At 73.8% G+C, this 23,040-nt stretch carries 21 protein-coding genes; 9 read left to right on the forward strand and 12 right to left on the reverse strand.

Features of this window, described 5'->3' with window-relative positions:
- Nucleotides 1-51: 51 nt before the first annotated feature.
- Both AB0G14_RS21615 and AB0G14_RS21620 read left to right on the forward strand, forming a co-directional pair.
- The gene (locus AB0G14_RS21615; RefSeq protein ID WP_357699993.1) at nucleotides 52-1,125 is read left to right on the forward strand and encodes an NAD-dependent epimerase/dehydratase family protein; all 1,074 of its coding nucleotides are present in this window, start codon (nucleotides 52-54) and stop codon (nucleotides 1,123-1,125) included.
- Nucleotides 1,122-1,928: a WecB/TagA/CpsF family glycosyltransferase gene (locus tag AB0G14_RS21620; protein WP_357699995.1), complete on the forward strand. Its 807-nt coding sequence runs from the start codon at nucleotides 1,122-1,124 to the stop codon at nucleotides 1,926-1,928. The genes AB0G14_RS21615 and AB0G14_RS21620 overlap by 4 nt, the downstream gene beginning before the upstream one ends.
- Before the next feature lie 77 nt (nucleotides 1,929-2,005).
- Here the strand turns inward: AB0G14_RS21620 and AB0G14_RS21625 are convergent, their stop codons facing one another.
- Nucleotides 2,006-3,865, reverse strand: a complete 1,860-nt coding sequence (locus tag AB0G14_RS21625; protein ID WP_357699997.1) for a S8 family serine peptidase — start codon at nucleotides 3,863-3,865, stop codon at nucleotides 2,006-2,008.
- A gap of 213 nt (nucleotides 3,866-4,078) precedes the next feature.
- Here AB0G14_RS21625 and AB0G14_RS21630 point away from each other — a divergent pair, with 213 nt between their 5' ends.
- A complete protein-coding gene (locus AB0G14_RS21630; protein ID WP_357699999.1) occupies nucleotides 4,079-4,678 on the forward strand; it encodes a hypothetical protein in 600 nt (199 codons plus the stop codon).
- Here the strand turns inward: AB0G14_RS21630 and AB0G14_RS21635 are convergent.
- From AB0G14_RS21635 to AB0G14_RS21645, 3 genes are all read right to left on the reverse strand, one after another.
- The gene (locus AB0G14_RS21635; RefSeq protein ID WP_357700001.1) at nucleotides 4,646-5,050 is read right to left on the reverse strand and encodes a hypothetical protein; all 405 of its coding nucleotides are present in this window, start codon (nucleotides 5,048-5,050) and stop codon (nucleotides 4,646-4,648) included. The two genes, AB0G14_RS21630 and AB0G14_RS21635, sit on opposite strands and share 33 nt — an antisense overlap.
- Before the next feature lie 196 nt (nucleotides 5,051-5,246).
- Nucleotides 5,247-5,468, reverse strand: coding sequence for a DUF397 domain-containing protein (locus AB0G14_RS21640; RefSeq protein WP_357700003.1), 222 nt, complete (start codon nucleotides 5,466-5,468; stop codon nucleotides 5,247-5,249).
- Nucleotides 5,438-6,319 carry a helix-turn-helix transcriptional regulator gene (locus AB0G14_RS21645; RefSeq protein ID WP_350702337.1) on the reverse strand — a complete coding sequence of 294 codons (882 nt, stop codon included), beginning with the start codon at nucleotides 6,317-6,319 and terminating at the stop codon, nucleotides 5,438-5,440. The genes AB0G14_RS21640 and AB0G14_RS21645 overlap by 31 nt, the downstream gene beginning before the upstream one ends.
- 630 nt (nucleotides 6,320-6,949) lie before the next feature.
- Between AB0G14_RS21645 and AB0G14_RS21650 the strand changes: the two genes are divergently transcribed.
- Together AB0G14_RS21650 and AB0G14_RS21655 are read left to right on the forward strand one after the other, a co-directional pair.
- Nucleotides 6,950-7,237: a hypothetical protein gene (locus tag AB0G14_RS21650; protein ID WP_357700006.1), complete on the forward strand. Its 288-nt coding sequence runs from the start codon at nucleotides 6,950-6,952 to the stop codon at nucleotides 7,235-7,237.
- Between the two features lie 99 nt (nucleotides 7,238-7,336).
- Nucleotides 7,337-7,771: a hypothetical protein gene (locus tag AB0G14_RS21655; protein WP_357700008.1), complete on the forward strand. Its 435-nt coding sequence runs from the start codon at nucleotides 7,337-7,339 to the stop codon at nucleotides 7,769-7,771.
- A 72-nt stretch (nucleotides 7,772-7,843) separates the two neighbouring features.
- Here the strand turns inward: AB0G14_RS21655 and AB0G14_RS21660 are convergent, their stop codons facing one another.
- Together AB0G14_RS21660 and AB0G14_RS21665 are read right to left on the reverse strand one after the other, a co-directional pair.
- Nucleotides 7,844-8,647, reverse strand: a complete 804-nt coding sequence (locus AB0G14_RS21660; RefSeq protein ID WP_357700010.1) for a PASTA domain-containing protein — start codon at nucleotides 8,645-8,647, stop codon at nucleotides 7,844-7,846.
- 180 nt (nucleotides 8,648-8,827) lie between these two features.
- Complete coding sequence (locus AB0G14_RS21665) at nucleotides 8,828-9,502, reverse strand: PASTA domain-containing protein (RefSeq protein WP_357700012.1); 675 nt, start codon at nucleotides 9,500-9,502, stop codon at nucleotides 8,828-8,830.
- A 123-nt stretch (nucleotides 9,503-9,625) separates the two neighbouring features.
- On the opposite strand from AB0G14_RS21665, the gene AB0G14_RS21670 reads away from it, so the two are divergent.
- On the forward strand, nucleotides 9,626-10,885 hold the full coding sequence (locus tag AB0G14_RS21670) for a hypothetical protein (RefSeq protein ID WP_357700014.1): 1,260 nt from the start codon (nucleotides 9,626-9,628) through the stop codon (nucleotides 10,883-10,885).
- Between the two features lie 83 nt (nucleotides 10,886-10,968).
- Here the strand turns inward: AB0G14_RS21670 and AB0G14_RS21675 are convergent, their stop codons facing one another.
- A complete protein-coding gene (locus tag AB0G14_RS21675) occupies nucleotides 10,969-12,447 on the reverse strand; it encodes a glutamate--cysteine ligase (RefSeq protein ID WP_357700016.1) in 1,479 nt (492 codons plus the stop codon).
- Nucleotides 12,448-12,752: 305 nt separating this feature from the next.
- Nucleotides 12,753-13,334: a YceI family protein gene (locus AB0G14_RS21680; RefSeq protein ID WP_357700018.1), complete on the reverse strand. Its 582-nt coding sequence runs from the start codon at nucleotides 13,332-13,334 to the stop codon at nucleotides 12,753-12,755.
- A gap of 103 nt (nucleotides 13,335-13,437) precedes the next feature.
- Between AB0G14_RS21680 and AB0G14_RS21685 the strand changes: the two genes are divergently transcribed.
- Nucleotides 13,438-13,947, forward strand: a complete 510-nt coding sequence (locus AB0G14_RS21685; protein ID WP_357700020.1) for a MarR family transcriptional regulator — start codon at nucleotides 13,438-13,440, stop codon at nucleotides 13,945-13,947.
- 255 nt (nucleotides 13,948-14,202) lie between these two features.
- On the opposite strand, the gene AB0G14_RS21690 is transcribed toward AB0G14_RS21685, so the two are convergent.
- The 4 genes from AB0G14_RS21690 to AB0G14_RS21705 form a co-directional block, all read right to left on the reverse strand.
- Entirely contained in the window at nucleotides 14,203-16,860 is a 2,658-nt protein-coding gene (locus AB0G14_RS21690; RefSeq protein WP_357700022.1) for a helix-turn-helix domain-containing protein, read from the reverse strand.
- 169 nt (nucleotides 16,861-17,029) lie between these two features.
- The gene (locus tag AB0G14_RS21695) at nucleotides 17,030-18,184 is read right to left on the reverse strand and encodes an acyl-CoA dehydrogenase family protein (protein ID WP_357700024.1); all 1,155 of its coding nucleotides are present in this window, start codon (nucleotides 18,182-18,184) and stop codon (nucleotides 17,030-17,032) included.
- A gap of 100 nt (nucleotides 18,185-18,284) precedes the next feature.
- On the reverse strand, nucleotides 18,285-19,817 hold the full coding sequence (locus AB0G14_RS21700; RefSeq protein WP_357700026.1) for an acyl-CoA carboxylase subunit beta: 1,533 nt from the start codon (nucleotides 19,815-19,817) through the stop codon (nucleotides 18,285-18,287).
- A gap of 243 nt (nucleotides 19,818-20,060) precedes the next feature.
- A complete protein-coding gene (locus AB0G14_RS21705) occupies nucleotides 20,061-20,981 on the reverse strand; it encodes a hydroxymethylglutaryl-CoA lyase (RefSeq protein ID WP_357700028.1) in 921 nt (306 codons plus the stop codon).
- Nucleotides 20,982-21,187: 206 nt separating this feature from the next.
- Between AB0G14_RS21705 and AB0G14_RS21710 the strand changes: the two genes are divergently transcribed.
- The gene (locus tag AB0G14_RS21710; protein ID WP_357700032.1) at nucleotides 21,188-21,724 is read left to right on the forward strand and encodes a SigE family RNA polymerase sigma factor; all 537 of its coding nucleotides are present in this window, start codon (nucleotides 21,188-21,190) and stop codon (nucleotides 21,722-21,724) included.
- Nucleotides 21,721-22,968, forward strand: a complete 1,248-nt coding sequence (locus AB0G14_RS21715; RefSeq protein ID WP_357700034.1) for a hypothetical protein — start codon at nucleotides 21,721-21,723, stop codon at nucleotides 22,966-22,968. The genes AB0G14_RS21710 and AB0G14_RS21715 overlap by 4 nt, the downstream gene beginning before the upstream one ends.
- Nucleotides 22,969-23,040 lie beyond the last annotated feature (72 nt).

Genomic DNA, 23,040 nt, shown 5'->3' on the forward strand with positions numbered 1-23,040 from the left:
ACGTCACGCTATGCTCCGATGGATTCTGCCTCCGAGGACCAGGAGTGGCGTGTGAGTGTCGCATTCGTGACCGGGTCGGGCGGGCTGATCGGCTCCGAGGCGGTCCGGCACTTCGCCGGCCTCGGTCTCGACGTCGTCGGCATCGACAACGACATGCGGCAGGAGTTCTTCGGCGAGGAGGCTTCGACCGCCTGGAACGTGCGGCGCCTGACCGACGAGCTGGGGAGCGCGTACTCGCACCACAGCATCGACATCCGGGACCGGGCCGCGCTGGGCAAGCTCTTCAAGCGGTACGCGGGCGCCGTCGCCGTGGTGATCCACACCGCCGCCCAGCCGTCGCACGACTGGGCCGTGCGCGACCCGTTCACCGACTTCGACGTCAACGCCGCCGGCACGCTCAACGTCCTGCAGAACGTGCGCGAGCACTGCATCGAGGCGCCGGTGATCCACTGCTCCACCAACAAGGTCTACGGCGACCGGCCGAACAGCCTGCCCCTGGTCGAGCTGGAGACCCGGTGGGAGATCGAGCCGGGCCACCCGTACGAGCAGGGCATCCGCGAGGACATGTCCATCGACGGCTGCCTGCACTCGATCTTCGGCGCCTCGAAGGTCGCGGCCGACGTCATGGTGCAGGAGTACGGCCGCTACTTCGACATGCGGACGGCCTGCTTCCGGGGCGGGACGCTGACCGGGCCGGCGCACTCGGCCACCGAGCTGCACGGCTTCCTCGGGTACGTGATGCGCGCCAACATGGAGCGCCGGACGTACAAGATCTTCGGCTACCAGGGCAAGCAGGTGCGGGACGCGATCCACAGCTCGGACGTGGTCTCCGCGTTCGAGGCGTTCTTCCGCAACCCGCGTTCCGCGGCGGTCTACAACCTCGGCGGCGGCCGGCACTCCAACATCTCCAACCGGGAGGCGTTCGCGCTGGCCGAGCAGATCACCGGCCAGGAGATGGTCACCGAGTACGTCGAGGCCAACCGGATCGGCGACCACAAGTGGTGGATCGGCTCGAACGAGGCATTCCAGGCCGACTACCCGGAATGGAAGCAGGTCTACGACGTTCCCATGATCATGCGCGAGATCTACGAGGCCAACGTGGACAAGTGGGTGCCGGCAGCATGACCGCCAGGGGCAAGCGGAACGTCCTCGGCGTCCTGGTCGACGCCACCGACTACGCCGCGGCGACCGAGCAGGTGGTGGCGGCCGCGCAGGAGCGCCGCCCGCTGGCGCTGACGGCGCTGGCCGTGCACGGGGTGATGACCGGGGTGCTGGACCCGGCGCACAACGCCCGGCTGAACTCCTTCGACGTGGTCACCCCCGACGGCCAGCCGGTGCGCTGGGCGCTCAACCTGCTGCACGGCGCCGGGCTCACCGACCGGGTCTACGGGCCCACGCTCACCCTGCACGTGCTCTCCCGGTTCGCCGACGAGGGCCTCCCGGTCTACCTCTACGGCTCGACGGAGGAGACCCTGGCGAAGCTGATCCCGGCGCTCGAGCGGATGTTCCCGGCCCTCAAGATCGCCGGCGTGGAGCCGTCCAAGTTCCGGGCGGTGCAGCCGGGCGAGGACGTCGAGATCGCCGACCGGATCAAGGCCAGCGGCGCCCGGCTCGTCCTGGTCGGGCTGGGCTGCCCGCGCCAGGAGGTCTTCGCGTACGCCATGCGGCCGCTGCTGGACATGCCGATGATGGCGGTCGGGGCGGCCTTCGACTACCACGCCGGACTGCTGCGCCAGCCGCCGCCGTGGATGCAGCGGGCCGGCCTGGAGTGGTTCTGGCGCCTCGGCCTGGAGCCGAAGCGGCTGTGGCGCCGGTACGTGATCCTCAACCCGGCCTACCTGGCCCGGCTCGCCGGGCAGAAGACCGGCCTGTGGAAGGCGGTCCCGCCGCCCCCGGCCGCCGACCGGCCGTCCACCTTCGCCGTCTGACCGGAGAACCGGCAGACGTTAGGAAGGGCCCCTTCCTATGCACCAGGCGATAGGAAGGGGCCCTTCCTTGCACTCAGCTAGAGGGTCAGGGTCCAGGTGTTGATGTAGCCGCTGTCGCCGGCGTAGACGTCCCGCACCCGCAGCTGCCAGGTGCCGTTCGCCGCCTCGCTCGACAGGTTCGCCGTGTAGGTGGTGTTGATGTTGTCCCCGCCGTCCCAGATGTTGTTGCTCTTCAGCCGGTAGGACGAGCCGTCCGGAGCGACCAGGTCGACGACGAGGTCACCGCGGTAGGTGTGCACGATGTTCACCGCGACGGTCGAGGCCGACGAGGCGTTGCGGGCGCACCCGGAGATCGGGATCGAGCTGCTCACCGTGACACCGGTGTCCGGGATCGCGACGTCGGTGCCGTTGGTGCCGGAGCAGCCGCCGCCGGTGCCGGTCACGGTCAGCGAGTAGGTGGCGCTCTTGCTGCCGGAGGCCGCCGTGCCCGTCACCGTCACGGTGTAGGTGCCGGGCGCCGTGCTCGCCGAGGTGCTGATGGTGAGCGTCGAGGAACCGCCCGAGGTGACGGTGGCCGGGCTGAACGAGGCGGTCGCCCCGGACGGCAGCCCGCTCGCGGAGAGGCTCACCGACTGGGCCGAGCCGTTGGTGGTGGCGGTGGCCACCGTGGCGGTCACCGAGCCGCCCGGCGCGGTCGAGCCGGAGGTCGGCGAGACCGAGACGGAGAAGTCGTTGGTCGGCGGGGTGTCGTCGTTGACGACGTAGAGCAGCTTGTTCGGCGAGCCGGTGCCCGGGTTGCCCACCACGTTGTTGGTGGCGTTGTTCACCAGGTAGTCGCGGACCTGCTGCGGCGTCCAGGACGGGTTGGCGCTGGCCACCAGGGCCGCCGCGCCGACCACGTGCGGCGTCGCCATCGAGGTGCCGCTGATCGTGTTGGTGGCGGAGTCGCTGGTGTACCACGCCGAGGTGATCGACGAGCCGGGCGCGAAGATGTCCAGGCAGGTGCCGATGTTGGAGAACGAGGATCGGGCGTCCGTGTTGGTCGTCGAGCCGACGGTGATGCCCTCGGCGGTCCGGGCGGGCGAGGTGTTGCAGGCGTTCCCGCCCGAGTCGTTGCCGGCCGCCAGGCCGTAGCTCACGCCCGAGTTGATGGAGTTCCGCACGGCGGTGTCGAGCGTGCTGTTCGCGCCGCCGCCGAGGCTCATGTTGGCCACGGCCGGCTTGGCCGCGTTCTGGGTCACCCAGTCGACACCGGCGATGACGCCGGCGTTCGTGCCGCTGCCCTGGCAGTTGAGCACCCGGACGCCGACCAGCTGGACGCCCTTCGCCACCCCGTACGCCGAGCCGCCGACGGTGCCGGCGACGTGCGTGCCGTGCCCGTTGCAGTCGTCGGCCGAGCCCCCGTCGACGGCGTCGAAGCCGGAGGTGGCCCGGCCGCCGAAGTCGCTGTGGCTGAACCGGATGCCGGTGTCGATGATGTAGGCGTGCACGTTGCTCGCCGTGTTCGGGTACGTGTAGGAGCTGTCCAGCGGCAGTGCCCGCTGGTCGATCCGGTCCAGGCCCCAGGACGGCGGGTTGGTCTGGGTGCCGGCGATCGACACGGTGTGGTTCTGCTCGACGTACGCCACGGCGGGGTCCGCAGCGATCCGGGCGGCGGCCCCGGCGCCGACCCGGACCTCGAAGCCGCGCAGCGCGGCGCCGTAGGTGCGGGCCACCGTGCCGCCGTGCCGGCCGACCAGCCGTTGCGCGGTGTCACCGACGGTGGCGCGGGCGACCGCGGCGTCCTTGAAGACGACGATGTAGCTGTCGGCCACGGCGGTGGCGCCGCCCGCGGCCCGGATCGTGCCGACGGGCTCGGCGGCCATGGCGGGCGTGGCGGTGGCCACCATGGCCATGGTGGCCACCCCGACGAGTAGGGACCTACGTGGAAGACCCATCTTCTACCTCCCTCCGACCGGCACCCGATCATCGACGTCCGTGGCGATAATCGATGAGTGCCGATCGAGCTGAGGGTAGAGCGGCGCCATCGGGATACAAACATGTCGACTTCCCTATAACACCGGGAGGATGCCCCTACGGGACGCCGTTACGGGACGAACGGGGGCCGGCCCCGGATTCGCGCTCATCGGGAACGGGCAATGCTCTCCGTCATGGAGAGTCACCTCACCGTGCTGATCCCGCTGGCCGCCGGCTGGCTCGCCGCCGGCTGGCTGGCGGACGGGATGCCCCGGCTGGACCGCGCCCGCGCCCTGCGCCGCCGTACGGGATGGGTGCTCGCCCTGACCCTGACCTGCCTTGGCCTGACGGCCGCCGTGCTGGTTGCCGGGCTCTCCAGCGCCGGCGCGACCCCGGCGGACCGGGCCGCCGCCGGTCTCACCCTCGCCGCCGCGCCCGCGCTCGTCGTCGCGGCCTGCACCGTGCGCCGGGTGCGCCGGCTGCGGGCGGGCGCGGGGGCGTTCGCCGCGGCGCCCGGGACCCCGGCCCCGCACGGCCTACGGGCCGCCGCGGCGCACCCGCTGGTCGGGCTTCCGTTGCAGGTCACGGGCCTGGCGATCCTGCCCGCGGTGGCGGCGGCGAGCGCCCCGGAACCGCTGTTCGCGCCCGGGGTGACCGGGCCGGCGATCACCGTCGGGGTGCTGGCGGTCGCCGCCATCGGCGTACGCCACGCGCTGCGGCACAGCCGCCTCGCCGAGCGGGCCGCGCCGCCCCGGCCGGCGTCACCGCGAGCGGCCGGAGCCCTGCACGTATAGCAGCTCCAGGATCGCCCGGGTCGCCTCGAACCAACGGTCGAGCCACCCGGGCGGCGGGACGCTGCCCTTCGGCGGCAGCTCCATCAGCAGCCCACGGAGCAGCGGGTGGTCGGCCAGCGACTCGGCCGGCTCCATCGACCAGCCGCCCGGCGGGAACGACGGCTCGGTCAACGGGTTCGGATCCAGCGACGGCAGGGAGAGCGGCCCCGCCTGCTCCGGCGTGGCCGTCGTGGCCTCCCGGCCACCGACCTCCGTGTCGGTCGACACCACCTCGGTGAGAACGGTGTCCCGGCGCGCCCCGCGGTACTTGCCCCCGAAGCGCTCCGGCTTGCCCGGCCCGTTGGTGAGGTTGTCTGACCCGATCGTCGTCATCCGTCTCGCCTGCCTCGTTCGGTTGCGATTCGTGCGGCGGGTTGTCGACCAGCGCCGTATCGAGGGGTACAACGACACGGGCCCGATGTGGCGACGGGATGGCCGGGCTTCTTCGCGTCGGGACCGGACGCGGGCACGGCGGTGCCCCCGCCCGGCTGCCCGCCGGACGGGGACACCGCATCACCTACCGGTCGCGTCAGTCCCGGCCGAAGCCGCCGCCCCTGGCGCCGGCGACGAAGGCGTGCCAGTCGCCCGGGGCGAAGACCAGGGCCGGACCCGTCTTGTCCTTCGAGTCCCGCACGCCGACCGCCCCCGTCACGTACGCCACCTCCACGCAGTTGTCACAGTTCGGCCCGCTCTTCGAGCTCTTGAACCACGCTGCCTGCGTCAGGTCCACGGGGAACCCCTTGGTCGCCATTTCCACAACGGCTCCTCTGCCAGTTTCGCGATGTGTGCGATGGACTCCTCCGGACGAATGGCCGCCGCTCGGACGTGATCGAAGATGAAGCTGTACTTCTGCAGTTCGTCGCTCTTCTCCAGGAAGAGCCCACCCGTGGCGTTCTCCGCGTACACGACATCCGGATCACCGGGCTCGGGGAAGCTGAGGATCGTGAAGGTCCCGTCCATGCCGGCGTGCGCCCCCACCTCGAACGGCAGGATCTGCAGCGTCACGTTCGGCAGTTCCGCCACCTCGACCAGCCGGTTGAGCTGGTCACGCATGACCGCGTCCCCACCCACCGGACGGCTCACCACCGCCTCATCGAGCACCACCCACAGATCGACCGGATCATCCTGTGTCAGCAACGACTGACGGCCGAGCCGGACACGGACACGTTGTGCGACCTGGTCAGGGGTGAAGTCCGGCCGCGCGGCGCGGATCATCGCGCTCGCGTACGCCTCGGTCTCCAGCAGGCCGGGCACCACCTGCTGCTCGTACGCGCGGATCGAGCTGGCCGCGGCCTCCAGGCCGACGTACGCGCCGACCAGCACCGTGCTGTACGGGTGCCACCAGCCCTTCTGCCGCGCCTCCCGGGCGATCTGCACCAACTCGTCGCTCTCGGCGCCCACCACCCCGTAGATCCGGAGCATGTCCCGCACGTCGCGCGGCGTCGCCGTGGTGTGACCCGTCTCGATCCGCGAGATCTTCGACGCCGAGCACTCCAACTGCTCGGCGACGACCTCGATGGTGATCCCGGCCGCCTCCCGCTGCCGCCGCAGTTCCGCGCCGAGGCGGCGGCGCCGGATGGTCGGGCTGCGCCGCTCGCTCACGGCCTCACCACCCCGTCCGCTGGTCGGGACCACCGGCTGTCGGCCCTCACCGGCCCACCTCCGCGTCGCGCGCGCCGCTGCCGTCGCCCGCCGGGGGCGCGACCGTCGAACGGCGGGCGTCGTTCGCGGCGAGGGGGTGGTGCCGGTCATCGGCCGGCCGCGACGGGCGAAACCGGACCCCAGTGTGCCGCCGATACGTGAGCGGCTTCAAGCGCCGCTTGCGCGCGCCGCTCGCGTATCGGCAAAAGTCGACGTGCAACTTGCATGAAGCACGTCGCTGATGCACTCTGTGCGTATGGCACGGGTTACTCACCGTCTCCGTCCGCTCCCCCGCCGTGGTGACCCCACGGGCTCCGGGACGCGCGCCGGTGGAGCCGCCCGGCCTTCGACAACCAGACCTGCCCCGGGTTGATGACCCCGCCGCTGCACGCCAGTTGGCTGTGGCGGCGGGAGCGGTACCCGGAGCAGCCGGGTGATGGTCGGGTGGCGGTTCGCCACCAGCGGGTGCGGCCCGACCACCACCGCCCGCACCACCGGTCCACGCGGGCACGACCCCGTGGCCGGCCACCGAAAGTCCCCCGACCCGCTCCCGCCGGCCCGTCCGCCGGCCGACCCTTCCCAGGAGCCCATGTGCTTCCCCGCTCCGGTGACGTACTGCACGTGACTCGCGCGGCGAGTGTCCAGTTCCTCAGGCCCATCACGTTCCGGGTCATCCGGGTGCTCGACTGGCCGACCTACGACGGCTGGATCTGGCTCGACGGCTACGAATTGAACGCTTCGGGGGACGCGGTCAACCGGCGGTCGATCTTCGTCCAGCGGGAGGGTCTGCGCCAACTGCGGGCGGCTCCCGAGCCCCGTACGCACGCCGTGCGGGCACCGCGCCGACCCGTCGCCCGCACCCCGCTCCGGGTGGGCTGAGCTCCGCGATCGGCAGCCGGGAGGCGTGCCCCCGCCATAGAATGAGGTACGCCCACCCCGGCAGGTTCCACCCCGCGCGTCCAGGACCCCGAACCTGGGATGGCCATGGTCAATCAGTCCGCCGCGCGGCGGCACCACCGCTCCCGCATCGCCTACGCCTTCGGAGTCCTGGCGCTGATCGGCGCCGCCACGACACTGGTGGTCGTGGTCCGCGACCCCGCCCTGTCGTCCACCACCCGGCTGACCACCCCGGTCCCCGCACCGGAGATCACCGTGGCCGACGACGACCCGTCGGACAGCGACGACGGGCCGGACGCCTTCGACGCCCCGTACTCCCCGGACGGAGCGGGCGCACTCGGCGCCGCCGACGAGCCCGGGACCGACGTGCCGGCCGGTTCGTCGGACGGCACCGCCGAGGCCGCCCGACAGTCGCCGGACGACGTCCGCCGTTCCCTCTTCTGGTCCGGGGTCTTCGGTCTGGCCATCTCGCTGGCCGGTCTCGGCCTGGTCGGAACCAGACGCCGGATGTGGTGACCCGGCCGGCCGCCGCTCGTTCGTGCACCACCCGGAGCGGTGACCTTTCCGGGCAGCCCGGTCAGCGGCGGCTCACCTGGTGGCGGTCGGCCCGGCCGTCGTCGGCGTGGGTTCGCCGCCGGACGGCGAGGGCGCGCCACGGGACACCACCAGGGTGACCTCCTCCCCGTCGAGGACGAGTTCCCCGGCCTCCGGCTCGGTGCGGATCACGGTGCCCTCGGGGCGGTCGGACTCCTGGTACTCCACCCGGTGGCCCAGCCCGAGGTCGTCCAGGATCGCCTGCGCCGTCGCCAGCGGCAGGTTCACCACGGGTGGCATCGGCACCCGCGCCGCCGAGGTGGTCGGCGGCACGGAGGGCGAGGGGGTGGTCGGGACGGCCGAGGTCGGCGCGGGGGTCGTCGGCGACGCGCGGGTGACCGACGGGGAGGGCGACAGGCCCGGAACGGCCGGATCGTCGTCGTCCGCGGACTGGAGGGCCAGCCACAGCCCGACCCCGAGCAGGCCGAGCAGCAGCAGCGCGACCACCCCCCACAGGATCGGCAGCCACCAGCGCCGGCCGCCGGGCTCCTCGGCATACCACTCGGCGGCCTCGCGGGGATCCGCCGGCCGGGGCGGCGGCACCTCCGCGCGCCCGGACCAGGCCGCCGGGCCGGACCGCTCGGGCGGCATGGCGGCCGTACGGTCCAGCGGGGCGGCGCGGTCGACGGGCATCGACCGGGTGGCGTCGCCCCCGGCTGGCGGGGGGCCCTCCGGGCCGGGCAGCCGCTGGGTGCGGTCGGCCGGCTCCGGCCCGGCGGACGGGTCGCCGGACGTGGGCAGCGGGCGGGTCGGGTCGTCGTGTTCCCCGGCGGGCGGTTCCTGGCGGTCGTCGCTCATGCCGGCACTCCGCTTCGCTGCGTGCCGACACGAGGCACCACCGCACTGCGCCGATGACTCGCTCGCTCACGCTCGCTCATCGCACGTCCCTCTCCCGACCCGGGCAGGCGTCGTGGCCCCTGACCGCCAACCTAGCGGTCCGGACGGCCATCGGCCGGGATCAGCGTGCCGGACGCTCCGTCACGGCGTCGGGATGGCGGAGCCCGAGCCCGCCGGTGCCGCACCGCACCAGATCGACACCTGGTCGTTCCACCTGCCCGTGCTGTCGCCGGGCGGGTCCTGGCGGGTGACGGTGCCGGTCCGACCCGAACCGTACTGCGGGTAGAAGCCCTCGTCGACGAGGTCGTCCCCCGCCTCGTCGCAGTCGTCGCCCACCACGTCCGGCACCGTCGCGGCCGGGGCCGGGCCGCTCACGTAGAGCGTCACGGTGCGCCCCGGCCGCACCTGCGTCCCGACCGCCGGGGAGGCGCGCTCCACCGTCCGCCCCGCGCCGCCCAGGAAGACCAGTCGCCAGCCCAACCGCCGCTCACGCAACTCGTCGCGGGCCTCGGCGAAGTCCTCCCCGACCACCTCGGGGACCGTCAGGCCGGCGGGGCGGGTCGGCGCGCCCGTCCGCGCCGGCGTCGACCGCCCCGGCGTCGGGTGGGCGGCGCTCCGGGTGCCGGTGGGCGGAGCGGTCGCCGCCGCGTCCGACGGGGTGGGTGGCTCATCCTCGCCGGCCAGGAGCCACCCACCCGTCGCGCCGACGGCGGCGAGCAGCACGACGGCCAGCCCGCCGCCGAGCAGCGTGGTCGTCCGGCCCGCCCCGGCGTCGTCCCGCGCGCCGGCGCCCCCGCCCGTGTACCCGTCCGTCATGCCGTCCACCGCCTCGATCACCGGCGACCGTACCCGCCCCCGCCAAGCCCGACGCGGTCGCGGTCACCCCGGCGGAACCGTGACGACTCGCCGCGCCGAGCACGGGACGTTACGCTCCCCGGCATGGCCAGACGGGGCTGGGGAGGATCGATCGCGATCGCGGTCGGCGTCGCTGCCGGCACGAGCGCGGCCCAACTGGGCTTCGGCTACGGGCTGGGCATCATCAACTGGGCACCGGCGGACGCCAACGCCGGCGCGACCGCCTGGGTGGCCGGCCTGGTCTGGGCCACCTGGATCGCGGCCACCTCGACGGTCTTCGGCGCGGTGTGCGCCCAGCGGCTGCGCGACCGCGCCCCGGTGCCCGGCGGCGCCCCCGACGACGCGACGGCGGTCGCGCCCGAAGCCGGGCCGGGCGACGGCCTCCTCCGGCACGTCGCGCTCGCCGTGGCCGCCGGGGTGGGGGCGCTGGTCACCGTGCTGCTGGTGGCCGTGCCGGCGCGGGCGGCCGTGGCGGCGGACACCGGCTCCCCCCGGAACGTCGCCGCCGCGTACGCAGCGGTCGGCGTCCTGGTCGGGGTGTCGACGGCCGTCTGGGCGCTGCGCTCGCGGGCCGCCGCCAACAACGTGATCGCCACCGTGGGCTGGCTCTGGCTGCTCGCCGTGGTCGCCGTGCTCGACGGGGTGCTGGCCGGGCGCGGGCTGACCAGCGCCCAACTCGGCATCTGGCAGTTCAGCTCCGACGACGGACGGTTCTGGATCCGGGACTACTTCTACTGGCCCGGGGCGCTGCTGTCGCTCGGCTCCGCGCTGGCGATCGGGGCCCTGGCCGCTCGGGGCAGCGCCCGGCACCCCGACCGGCGGGTCGGGGCGGCCGCCTCGGGCGCGGCCGGTCCCCTGTTGGTCGCGATCGCGTACTTCCTGGCGGTGCCGAGGGTGACCGCGATCAGCCCGGAGCAGGTGTCGGCACACCTGACCGCCCCGTACGCGGTGATCGTCGGGGTCGGCGGTTCCGTCCTGGTCGCCGCGCTCGCCCAGCGGGCCGCCCGGCGGGCCGCTGGGCGCGACCCGGTGACGGTGCCCCGGCAGCGCACCGGCGAGCCGTCCGTCGTGCCCGGTGACCGGGTGTCGGAGGAGCACGGCGCCCCGGCCCGTGCCGACACCGGCGCCCTTCGCCCGACGTCCGACGTCCCGGAGCGGGCCGGGGAACCGGCCACGCCGACCGGGGAAGCAGCCGCGCCGACCGGGGAACCCGCCGCGCCGGCTTCCGGGGCGGACCCGGCGGCGCCGACGTCCGACGGACCGCCCGCCGCGTCCCTGGACCCCGCCCCGGAGGATCGCGGGCCCGACGGCCGCCGTCTCCGGTCCGGCCGCCGCACCCGCTGAGGGGACGCAGGCGGACCTCACGGGTGTCGGGCAGCGGCGCCACCACCGGGCCCGCTCGGCCGGGTCCCGCCCCGGCGGGTCGGTCAGTCGACCGGCCAGGTGTGCACGGGCTCGTTGCCGCGTTGCAGCTCGGCGTAGCGCTGCACCATGTGGTGCAGGGCGGCGTCCCGGTCCATGCCCCGGTGCCGCTCGGCCGCCCAGACCGCCTCGGTCTGCCAGACGGCGCCGTTGCGGCCCGTCCGGCAGCGCTGCTCGATGATGCCGAGCAGCCGGTCGCGTTCGGCCGACGCCACCCCGAACCGGTCCAGCCCGGCGGCGGCCTTGGGCAGCAGGACGTCCAGGACCAGCTTGGTGACCGGTACCTCGCCGAGGCGCGGCCAGTGCAGGACGGCGTCCATGCCGCGCCGGGCGGCGGCGTGGAAGTTCTCCTCCGCCGAGCTGAAGGTGAGCTGGCTCCAGATCGGCCGGTCCGCCTCGGCCAGCCCCCGGGCCAGGCCGAAGTAGAAGGCGGCGTTGGCCAGCATGTCGACCACGGTCGGGCCGGCCGGCAGCACCCGGTTCTCCACCCGCAGGTGCGGGCGGCCGTTCATGATGTCGTAGACCGGTCGGTTCCACCGGTAGACGGTGCCGTTGTGCAGGCGCAACTCACCCAGTTCCGGTACGCCGCCGGCGTGCAGCACCTCGACCGGGTCCTCGTCCTCGCAGATCGGCAGCAGCGGCGGGAAGTAGCGGACGTTCTCCTCGAAAAGGTCGAAGATCGAGGTGATCCAGCGTTCCCCGAACCAGACTCGGGGGCGTACGCCCTGCGCCTTGAGCTCGTCCGGCCGGGTGTCGGTGGCCTGCCCGAACAGGGCGATCCGGGTCTCCGCCCAGAGCTGCCGGCCGTACAGGAAGGGTGCGTTCGCGCCCACGGCCACCTGCACCCCGGCGATGGCCTGGGAGGCGTTCCAGTAGTCGGCGAAGCTGTCGGGGGCGACCTGGAGGTGGAACTGGAGGCTGGTGCAGGCGGCCTCGGGGGCGATCGAGTCGGTGTGGGTCTGCAACCGCTCGACACCCCGGATGTCGAGCTCGATGTCCTCGCCACGGGCGCCGACGATCTGGTCGTTGAGCACCCGGTAGCGCTCGTTGGTGGAGAGGTTGTCCACCACCAGGTGCCGCTCGGTGAGGGTGGGCAGGATGCCGACCAGGACGATCTTCGCGTCCGACTTGGCGGCCCGTTCGTCGGCCCGGGTGAGGCTGCTGCGCAGGTCCCGCTCGTAGTCGGCGAAGCCCGTTCCCTCGATCAGCCGGGGCGGCGCGTTCAGCTCCAGGTTGAACTGCCCCAGCTCGGTCTGGAAGCTCGGGTCGGCGATGTCGGCGAGGATCTGGTCGTTGCGCATCGCCGGCTCGGCGGCGGAGTCGACCAGGTTCAGCTCGATCTCCAGGCCGGTCATCGGCCGGTCGGCGTCGAAGCCGAAGTCGTCCAGCATCAGGGCGAAGACGTCCAGGCACCGCCGGACCTTCTGCCGGTAACGGACCCGGTCCTCCCGGGAGAAGGCGCCCTGCTCGACGTCCCTGCCCATGTTTCCTCCCGGCGCGAGGCGCAGTCGGGACCGCGCCGGGCCCGGAATGCGCGTGGTGAACCATCCACGGTAAGAGCGCCGACCTCGCCGGGACCAGAGGCGGAACCCGGCTGTCCAGCGGCCGGGACGACCGCAGCCGGCCGGCCAGCACGCTCCCGGCGACATCTCTACCCAGCCCGTACGGCCCGCTACGCGGACCGGGCCGCGAATGAGTCGTGACAAATCGCACCGGCCGGGCTCTTGCCCGTGGACACGCATCGGGCCCGCGCCGTGGTGCGGCGCGGGCCCGGATGCGGTACGGCGGATCAGGCCTGGCGGACGGCCTCGCCCTCGATCTCGATCTTGATCTTCTTGCCGACCAGCACACCGCCGGTCTCCAGGGCGACGTTCCAGGTCAGGCCGAACTCCTCGCGGTCGATCTCGGCCGAGGCGGAGAAGCCGAAGATGTCCTGACCGAACGGGCTGCGGCCGACGCCCTCGAACTCGACCTCCAGGTCGACCGGGCGGGTGACGCCCTTGACCGTCAGCTCGCCGGAGAGGACGAACTCGTTGCCGTCGCGGGACTTGACGCCGGTGCTGCGGTACTCCAGGGTCGGAAAGGCCTCGACGTCCAGGAACTCCGGGCTGCGCAGGTGCGCGTCCCGGTCGGCCTGGTTGGTGTTGATGCTGGCGGCCTGGATGGTCGCGGACACCGAGGACTGGAGCGGGTCGTCGGCGACGGTGATGGTGGCGGAGGCGTCCGCGAAGTCACCGCGCACCTTGCTGACCATCATGTGCCGGGCGACGAAGCCGACGCGCTTGTGCGCCACGTCGAGCGCGTAGGTGCCGGCGCTGGGGATGGTGAGGCCGTCCCAGTCGCGGGTAACCGGTGCGGTGCTGCTGGTCATGGAAACTACCCTCCGTGGAAGCTTGGTTGAGTTCCTCAACGGCTGTTGCAGCAACTATAGAGCCAGCAATATTCCCTGTGTCAAGTACTGCTAGGATGAACAGGTGAACCAGAACGCGTTCGACGATCCCCGGATCACCGCCGTCGGCCTGCTCTACGAGGCGCACGCCGGGCTGTCGGCCCGGTTCGCCGCCCAGTTCGAGGAGCACGACCTCTCACCCGTCGAGTTCGAGGTGCTGACCCGGCTCGCGCGCTCACCGGGCAACCAACTGCGGATGACCGACCTGGCCGCGCAGACCTCCCTCTCCACGAGCGGGGTCACCCGGGTCGTCGACCGGATGGAACGCGACGGCCTGCTCACCCGGCGCGCCTGCCCCTCCGACCGGCGCAGCTCGTACGCGGTGGTCACGGCCACCGGCATGCAGCGGCTCGACGAGACCATGCCCGGGCACCTGCGGATCATCGAGCAGTGGTTCACCGGCCAGCTCGAGCCGGCGGCGCTGGACGCCCTGCTCGACGGCCTGCGCCGGGTGCGGGACGCCGTCCACCCGGGCGCCACCGCCGGGAGCAGCGAGTCGGCCCCGACCGGGGACGGCGCGACCGCCCCGGCCTGACCGGTCGATCAGGGCGCGACCGGGCACCGGCAGAAAGAGCGGCAGAAGTGCCGCGCCCACGGGAGATAGTCGATCAAACCGGACGGAGTCGCGAGCACGCGGTGGCTAGTCTTCGGGCAGTGGGGACGCACCGGGGGGTGACGGCGCGGGCGACGAGCGAGGGGTAGCAAGAGGGGCTTCGTCGCCCGCGCCACCTCCGGCCCGCTCCGCGGGGCGCACCCACTCCCGGCCACGGCGCGGCCAGCCGTGGCCGGTCTACGTGGTCGCGGGGCCGCCGCCGCGCCCGCCCGCCGTCAGCGCGTAGAGCAGTTCCTCCTCCTGCGGCAGCAGTCGGATGCCGCTGCGTCGGCAGGCCCGGTCGAGGCGGTCCAGCACGGTGGGGTCCGCCGTGCTCGCGGCCAGGCCCACCAACGCCTCCACCACGTCGCGCCGGTTCTGGCCCTCGGCGCCGGCCTCCGCGGCGGCGGCGAACCACTCCGCCGCCAGCTCGCGATCGCCCCGGCGCAGGGCCAGGCTCCCCTCGATCAACGCGCCGATCCCGTCCTCGGGGTGCGTCCCGCGCACCGGTGCCCAGCGAGCATCCCCGAGCCACCCGGCCTCCCCGAGACGCGGCGACGGCGGCACCGGGGTCGCGGTCGGGCGTAGCTCGGCCAGCACCTCGGCCGCCTCGGTGAGGCGCCCGTCCCGGGCCAGCGCCAGGCCCACGGTGCCGAGCACCCGGCGGCGGTGGCCGGGGTCGCCGAGGTCGGCCAGCGCCTCCAGCACCCGCCGGCCCTGGTCGACGGCGTCGGCGTACCGGCCCTCCAGGCGGGACACCTCGGCGAGGTTGGCCCGCGCGAGCACCCGCAGCCGCTGCTCACCGCACTGCGCGGCGAGCCGGTCGACCGCGGCCAGCCGGCGGCGGGCTGCCGCGAGGTCGCCGACCCGGATGTCGTGCCAGGCGAGGTTGTTCTGCGCCACCGCCATGTCCCGGACCCGGCCACCCCGGCCGGCCAGCGCGAGCACCGCCTCGGCCTGCTCCCGCGCCTCGTCGTGCCGGCCGAGGGCGACCAGCAGCGCGCAGAGCACGGCCCCCGCCTCCACCTCCCCCGTGACGTCGCCGGCGTCCCGGAACGCGGCCAGCGCGGCCAGCGCCGCCGGCACCTCCTCGGCCCCGGCGCCGTGCTCGGCGGCGAGCCGGGCCACCCCCAGGGACGCCCAGGCCCGCAGCACCGGGTCGGCGTCGGCGGTGCGCGGGTCCGCCAGCAGCCGACGCAGCCACTGCCGGCCGGGGACGTCCCGCCCCCGGAAGCGCCACCACCGGGACAGCGCCGCCGCCAACCGCAGTGCCGTCAACGGGTCGTCGACGGCGGCGTGCGCCAGGGCGGAGCTGATGTCGCCGCTCACCTCGTCCAGCCGGTGCACCGCGGCCGGCAGGTCGTCGCCCGCCAGCTCCGGCGCGGTCCGGGCCACCAGGCGCGCGACGACCCGGGCGTGCCGACGCCGGATCGCGGTCAGCTCGCCGGCGCCGATGGCCTGCTCGGCGGCGAAGTCCCGTACGGCGTCGAGCAGGCGGAACCGGAACGGCCCGGTGCCCCGGACGCTCAGCAGGCCGAGTTCCAGGAACCGGTCCAGCAGCGGGACCGGGTCCACCGCGACCGTGCCGTCCCGGTCGGCGTCGTCGGCGAGCATCTCCTCGGCCAGCTCGACCGACCAGCGGTTGCCGAAGGCGGCGAGCCGGCGCAACGCGGCCCGCTCGGCGGGGGCGAGGAGGCGGTAGCTGGTGGCCACCGCGTCCCGCAGCGTCTCGGCCACCGCCGCCCGGGGGCCCTCCGGGCGGCCTGGCTCCGCCGTGTCCCAGCCCGGACGCTCGGCCGCCCCCGACGAGGTGGCCAGGTCGAGGACGCGGTCCCCGTACCGGTCGAGCAGCTCGTCGAGGTCGAGGATCCGGCCCCGGGCCGCCATCAGCTCGATGGCCAGCGGCAGGCCGCCGAGGCGGCGTACCAGCGCGGCCAGGGCGGGCAGCTCGGCCGGGCCGGGCGGCTCCCGGCGGACCTGGGCGAGCCGGGCGGTGAACAGCGCCACCGCGGGGTAGTCGGCCAGCGCCGACGGGCCGGCCCGCTCGCTCCCCGCCGGGGGTACGTCGAGCGGGGAGACCGGCCACACCCGCTCCCCGGGCAGGCCCACCGGGTGCCGGCCGGTGATCAGCACCCGCAGCGACGGCACCGCGCCGGCGAGCCGGTGCACCGCCTCGGCGACGGCATCGGGCGCCCGCTCGGCCGCGTCCACGAGCAGCAGCGCCGGCCGGCCGTCGAGTCGGGCGGCCAGCTCGGGCATCCGGCCGACCCCGAAGACGGCCACGGAGGCGGCGAGCACGTCGGCGGCGTCGGAGCCCTCGCCGATGAGCACGCCGGCCGCCCCGCCGGGGTATCGGTCGACGACCGCGTGGGCCACCGACAGGGCGAGCGCGGTCTTGCCGACGCCGGCCAGCCCGACCAGGCTCACCAGCCGGGGACCGCGCCCGTCGGTGAGCAGCCCGACCAGCTCGGCGAGGTCGGTGTCCCGGCCGATCAGCGCGACCGGGAGCGGAAGCGCGACCGGGGTACCGACGTGGTGGTCGGCGTCGAGGCGAGCCGGCGGCGCGCCGACCAGGGCGACCGGCGGCGCGGCCGGCGCCTGCCCCCGGGCGGCGGCGAGGAACGCCGACCGGGCGGCACCGGTCAGCTCCAGCGCGCCGGCGAGCAGCTCGACGGTGGTGCGCTGCGGCCGGGACGACCGGCCCCGCTCCAGGTCACGGACGGTGCGGACACCGACGCCGGCCCGGGCCGCCAGCTCGGCCTGGGTGAGGCCGGCGGCGAGCCGGTGCCCGCGCAACAGCTCCGGCAAGCCGGTACGACCGCCCGGATGCCGCGAACGATCATGCACCGGAGTCATGGGCACGAAGAGTACGGACGGGGTGCGACCGGCGGCAGCCGAGCGTCGCTTTGCCGACGCTGCGGTGCGGATATCCGACAGCGGCCCGGCCGTGGGCCGGTTGACGGGGGCGCGGGGGCCGGGTCCGGCGGCGGGGGTCGACTGCCCGACGCCGCCGGACCCGGCGATGTCACATGCCCAGGTCGCGCGCGATGATCATGCGCTGCACCTCGGACGTACCCTCGCCGATCTCCAGGATCTTGGAGTCACGCCAGAAGCGCGCCACCGGGTACTCGTTCATGAAGCCGTAGCCGCCGTGGATCTGGGTCGCCTCCCGGGCGTTGTCGACGGCGACGGTGCTGGCGTGCAGCTTGGCGATGGCGGCCTGCCGCTTGAACGGCTCGCCGGCGAGCATCCGGGCGGCGGCGTCGTAGTAGGCCAGCCGGGCCGTGTGCGCCTTCATCTCCATGTCGGCGATCTTGAACTGGATCGCCTGGTAGTTGCCGATCGGCTGGCCGAACGCCTCGCGCTCCTTCGCGTACCTGATCGACTCGTCGACGCAGCCCTGGGCGAGGCCCACGGCCAGGGCGGCGATGGCGATCCGGCCCTCGTCGAGGATGCGCAGGAACTGGGCGAAGCCCCGGCCACGCTCGCCGAGCAGGTTGGCCGCCGGCACCCGGCAGTCGTCGAAGGTCAGCTCGTGGGTGTCCGAGGCGGTCCAGCCGACCTTGGAGTAGCCCGGCGCGACGCTGAAGCCCGGGGTGCCGGAGGGGACGATGATGGTGGACAACTCCTTGGCGCCGTCCGGACGGATGCCGGTGACCGCGGTGACGGTGACCAGGGCGGTGATGTCGGTGCCCGAGTTGGTGATGAACGCCTTCGAGCCGTTGATCACCCACTCGCCCGTGGACTCGTCGAGCACCGCGCGGGTCTGCGTGCCGCCCGCGTCCGAGCCGAAGCCGGGCTCCGTGAGGCCGAAGCCGGCCAGCGCCTCGCCGCTGAGCAGCTTCGGCAGCCACTGCGCCTTCTGCTCCTCGGTGCCGAAGCGGTAGATCGGCATCGCGCCCAGCGACACCGCCGCCTCCAGGGTGATCGCCACGCTGGAGTCGACCCGGGCCAGCTCCTCCAGGGCGAGGCAGAGCGCGAAGTAGTCGCCGCCCATGCCGCCGTGCTCCTCGCCGAAGGGCAGCCCGAACAGGCCCATCTTGCCCATCTGCCGGATCACCTCGTACGGGAAGGTGTGCTTCTCGTAGTGCTCCGCGATGACCGGGGCCACCACCTCGCGCGCGAATTCCCGCACGCTCTCCCGCAGCGCCTCTTGCTCCTCGGTGAGCCGGAAGTCCATGGATTCCTCCTGTGTGACGGGCCGCCGGGCGCTCGTGACGCCGGGACGGGTCGCTGGTGCGGGTCGGGCCCGCGCCGGCCGGGTGGGGCCGGCGGCGGGATCAGACCGGGGTGACGCCGTGCCGGCGCCGGGAGAAGTGCCGCTCCTTCGTGCGGGCGGCGGCGAACCGGCGGGTCAGCTCGGCGCGCAGCTCGTGCGGCTCGACGATCGCGTCCACCACCAGCTCGCTGGCGAGCCGGACGACGTCGATGTCGCGCTCGTACTCCTCGCGCTTCGCGGCGACGAAGGCGGCCCGCTCGGCCTCGTCGGAGATCGCGGCGATCTTGTTGGCGTAGACCGCGTTGACCGCCGCCTCGGCGCCCATCACCGCGATCTTGGCGGTGGGCAGCGCGATCGTGGCGTCCGGCTCGAAGCCGGGCCCGGCCATCGCATAGAGGCCGGCGCCGTACGCCTTGCGGACCACCACGCAGATCTTCGGCACGGTGGCCTCGGAGATCGCGGTGATCATCTTGGCGCCGTGCCGGATGATGCCCTGCTTCTCCACCGCGCTGCCGACCATGAACCCGGGCACGTCCGAGAGGAAGAGCAGCGGCACGTTGAACGCGTCGCAGAGCTGCACGAACCGGGTCGCCTTGTCGGCCGAGTCGACGAAGAGCACGCCGCCCTTGAACATGGAGTTGTTGCCGACCACGCCGACGACCTCGCCGTTCAGCCGGCCGAAGCCGATGGTCAGCTCCTTGGCCCAGAGCGCCTGGATCTCGAAGAAGGAGCCGTCGTCGAGCAGGCCCTTGACGTACCGCCGCATGTCGAACGCCTGCCGCTCGCTCGCCGGCACCAGCGCGGCGAGGTCGGCCTTCTCCGGCGCGGGCACGGCCTCGGCGGCCGGCGGCGCCTGCGTCCAGTTGGCCGGGAGGTAGGACAGGTAGCGCTTCACCACGTCGAGCGCGTCGGCCTCGGTCTTGCAGAGGAAGTGCCCGACGCCCGACTCGGCGCAGTGCACCTTGGCCCCGCCCATCGCCTCCAGGGTGGTCTTCTCCCCGGTGACCATCTCGACCATCCGGTCGGAGCCGAGGTACATGCTGGCGTTGCCGTCGACCATCGCGACCACGTCGCAGAACGCCGGAATGTACGCCCCGCCGGCCGCGCTCGGCCCGAACAGCGCGCAGACCTGCGGGATCGAGCCGGAGGCGCGGACCTGGTTCCAGAAGATCTTCCCGGCGCCGCGCCGGCCGGGGAACAGCTCGACCTGGTCGGTGATCCGGGCACCGGCCGAGTCGACCAGGTAGACCATCGGCACGCCGGTGGAGTAGGCCCGCTCGATGATCCGGATGATCTTCTCGACGGTCCGGGCGCCCCAGCTTCCGGCCTTGACCGTGGAGTCGTTCGCCATGAGGCAGACCTGGCGGCCGTCGATGGTGGCGGTGCCGGTGACCACGCCGTCGGCCGGCAGGCCCTCGGCCATCGCGTTGGCGTAGAGGCCGTCCTCGACGAAGGAGCCCTCGTCCACCAGGAGGGCGACCCGCTCCCGGGCGAAGAGCTTGCCCTTGGCGGCGTTCGCCGCGTGGTACTTGTCCGCACCGCCGGCCCGGGCCCGCTTGCGCAGCTGCTCCAGAGCCTCACCGTCGAGCGTCACGCCGACCCCCTACCGCCGCCACCACGGCCCGCCGCCTCGTGGGCGACCGAACCGACCTGAACGATCGTTAGGCTAGCGCATCGACCCGCCCCCGACACCCCTCAACCCCCACCCCGGCCCCTCGCGCCGCGATCTTGCACTTTCGGCCCCGCTTTTGCGGCATTTGTGGCTTACGCCCGGGCACAAAGTGCAAGATCGCGCGACGGAGTGGGTGGGGGAGGGAGGGCGGGGAGGGGGGTGGGGTTAGACGGGTTGGGGGGTTAGGCGGGTGCGGGGGCCGGCGCGGAGGACGCCGGAGGGGAGCTGACGGCCGACCAGGCGCTCGGCCAGCTCCGCCACCTCGATCAGGGCGGCCAGGTCGATGCCGGTGTCGATGCCCATGTCGTGCAGCATGTGCACCGCCTCCTCGGTGGCCAGGTTGCCGCTGGCGCCCGGCGCGTACGGGCAGCCGCCGAGGCCGCCGACGCTGGCGTCGAACTCGGTCACGCCCAGTTCCAGCGCGGTGAGCATGTTCGCCAGCGCGGTACCCCGGGTGTTGTGGAAGTGCAGCAGCACGGGAACCTGGGCGTTGCGGTCGCGTACGGCGGTCAGCAGCTCCCGGACGCGGCGGGGCGTACCCATGCCGGTGGTGTCGCCGAACGCCACACGGTCGGCGCCGTCGCGGACCACCCGGTCCACGATGGCGGCCACCCGGGCCGGGTCGGTGTCCCCCTCGTACGGGCAGCCGAAGCTGGTCGCGATGATCACCTCGGCCTGGGCACCGGCGCCGTGCAGCAGGTCGATCAGCTCGGCGATGTCGTCCAGCGACTCCTCCGTGGAGCGGTTGACGTTGCGCCGGTTGTGCGTGTCGCTGGCGGAGACCACCACCTCGATCTCGGTGAACCCGGCGGCGAGGGCGCGCTGCGCGCCCCGGGTGTTCGGCACCAGCGCGGAGTAGCGCACCCCGTCGGCCTTCGCGGCCCGCTGCCACACCTCGTCGGCGTCGGCCATCTGCGGGATCGCCTTCGGGTGCACGAACGAGACCGCCTCGATCCGTCGCACGCCCGTGCCCGAGAGGGCGTCGAGCAGCCGCACCTTGGCGTCGGTCGGGATCGGTTCCTCGTTCTGGAGCCCGTCGCGCGGCCCGACCTCCCGGATCGACACGAAGCCTGGCAGTTCCGTCATAAGGGGTCACCTCACTGTGACGTGGTGCGTGGTGGGTCCGTCCAGCGTCCCACCCGCACACCGCCCCCGCGAGGTGGCTCACCGCACGTGCCGGCAACCGCCCCGATCGTCGGTCTACCGTCGTCGCCGACGGCCGTCGGAAATACTTCGGCCACCCGTGCAACCGGTCGGCCTCCCGCTGAGCACCTATCGGTGAAGGGAGCGGGATGCGACGCGACGAGGACGAGGAGCGGCGCCGGTTCAGCGAGTACTTCGCGGCCCGGCGTGAGCTGGTGCGGCGTACCGCATACCTGATGTGCGGCGACTGGCACTGGGCCGAGGATCTGGCGCAGGCCGCCTTCATCCGGCTCGCCGCGAACTGGCACCGGATCCGGGACCCGCAGGCGGTGGACGCATACGTGCGCACCTGCCTGATCCGGGCGTACCTGTCGGAGACCCGGCGGGTGTGGCGGCGCCGCGAGCGGACCGTCGCCGAACCGCCCGACGTGGCCGGTCCCGACGACGCCGAGGCGGCGGCCCGCCGGGTGGCCTTCGCCCAGGCGCTGCGGCAGGTGCCACCGCGCCAGCGGGTGACCCTGATCTGCCGGTTCTACCAGGGGCTCGACGTGGCCGAGACGGCCGCGGCGCTGAAGTGTTCCGAGGGCACGGTCAAGAGCCAGACGGCGCGCGGTCTCGCGACGCTCCGCCAGCTTCTCGGCGACGCCGTTCCGAGCCTCGCCTGCGCCATGAAGGGAAGGACATGACCGGGCTGCGCGAACTCTTCGAGGATGCCGCGGGCTCGCCGACGCGGCCGAGCCGGCTGACGGCGGACGAGGTGTACGACGCCGGCCGCCGCCGGCACCGTCGACGGCTCGCGGCGGCGACCGCCGCCGGGGCCACCACCCTCGCCCTGGTCGCCGTTGCCGCCGTGAACCTGCTGGCGCCGGTACCTCGGCCGGTCGACGGGACGCCGATCGCCGGCCGGACCACCGCGACCGGGAATCCCGATCCGGCGTCCGGAAGGCGGATCCAGTGGGCCGCTGCCGCCGACCGGAACCACCTCTACCTGTCCCTGTCGACGTGCACCGGCGGACCGTGCCAGCAGAAGCAGGCCGTCGCCCTGGTGGGCTCCACGGACGGCGGCCGGACCTGGAGCGACCGGGGTACGCCGATCACGGTCAGCGCGCTGGCGGTGCTCGGTCCCGACACGCTGGTCGCGGCCGTGCCCGGCATCCGGCCAGGCGCCGACCGGACCCTGCTGGCCAGCCTCGACGGCGGTCGCACCTGGGCCGCCGCCCGGTCCGCCGGTACGGCCGAGGCGGTGCCGGCCGGTGGTACGGCGATTTGCTGGTCGCCGCAGGTCGGGACGCCGTGCACCCTGCACGCCGTGGATCCGGCGACCCGCGGGGTGGCACCACTGGTCGAGCAGCCGCCGCTGACGATGCGGACGGACGCGCTGCACATCGAGGAGTCGGCCGGTCGCCTCCGGGTCGCGGGCACCGACCCTGCGACGGGCCGCCCCGCCGTCTCGACGAGCGCGGACGCCGGCCGCAGCTGGTCCACCCACGTCTTCGCCGACGCGCCGGCCTGCCCGGAGGAGAAGTGCGAGGCGCCGCTGCTGGCGGTGACCGGGACGGCGACGACGTACGCCGCGACCACCGGCGGTGACGTCCGGGCCGTCTACCGCACCGACGGCACCAGCGGACGGTGGCAGCGGCTCACCGACGCCCACCTGCCGGACGAGCCGGCCACGGAAGGGTCGTTCGTGACCGCCGACGGCACCCACGTGCTGTTCCAGCTCGTGAACGGCCGGAACGCCGACGCCCGCCGCTACTGGGCGGCCCGGGACGGCGGCGCGTACCAGGCGGTCGAACTCGTGGGCCTGCCGACCACCGCCGGCCCGGTCCGTCGTACGCCGGACGGCTGGTTCTACGCCCCCGACGACGCCGACGGCACCCTGTACGGCTCCACCGACGGCTGGCGCTGGTCGCCGGCGACCCGCCGCTAGCACGCACACCCCCAGAGGGGCGACCCCCCGCACCCTCTCGCCCGAAAAGACAGGAAAGACGATGATCTGTTC

This window comes from Micromonospora sp. NPDC023814 (genome assembly GCF_040639595.1).
Taxonomy (GTDB): Bacteria; Actinomycetota; Actinomycetes; order Mycobacteriales; family Micromonosporaceae; genus Micromonospora.